Annotated in this window: 1 protein-coding gene; it reads left to right on the top strand. The window is 59.0% G+C overall.

Features of this window, described 5'->3' with window-relative positions; genetic code table 11:
* Positions 1-405, top strand: a 405-nt coding sequence (locus tag ASV53_RS25735; RefSeq protein WP_094959030.1) for a methyltransferase domain-containing protein, incomplete at its 5' end; no start/stop codon positions are given.
* Positions 406-568: the final 163 nt, after the last annotated feature.

Raw genomic sequence — 568 nt, 5'->3', positions numbered from 1 at the left:
ATTGGTGGTGGCCTGTTCGTCGAGCGCTCCGGCGCTCACGGCTACGACGTGAATCCGGAGGCCGTGCAGTGGCTCAAGAGGCGCGGGAGCTACCGGCACCCGGAATCGCTTGGGCCGCAAACGCTCACGTTCTGGGACAGCCTCGAACATATCCCGGACCCGGTCAGAATGGTGCAATGCGCGAAACAATGGGTAGCCGTTTCGATGCCAATCTACGAAAGCGCTGAGGCCGTGCTGTCGTCGCCGCACTACAAACCGGGCGAACATCTGTGGTACTGGACCCATGAAGGTCTGATACAATGGTTCCGTCGTCGCGGGTTTGAGTGCCGCGAGCACAACACGATGGAGACGATCCTGGGGCGGCGCGGCATTCACAGCTACATGTTCGAGAGGGTTGGCGAATGAGCATCATTGCGCTGTCGAAACTGAAAGAGTACCTCGACGTTATTCACAACGCCGACGATACCAAACTGCAATCTATTCTCGACGGCGCCGAGGCCGAGGCCGAGCAATTCATTGATCAACCGTTGGCCGATATTGCTGACTCGAGCGGCGACCTGCCACCAGA

Origin of the sequence: Photobacterium sanguinicancri (assembly GCF_002265265.1) — a bacterium.
Taxonomy (GTDB): domain Bacteria; phylum Pseudomonadota; class Gammaproteobacteria; order Enterobacterales; family Vibrionaceae; genus Photobacterium; species Photobacterium sanguinicancri.
Note: the sequence above shows the minus strand (reverse complement) of the source record. Positions and strands in the feature narration are given on the sequence as shown.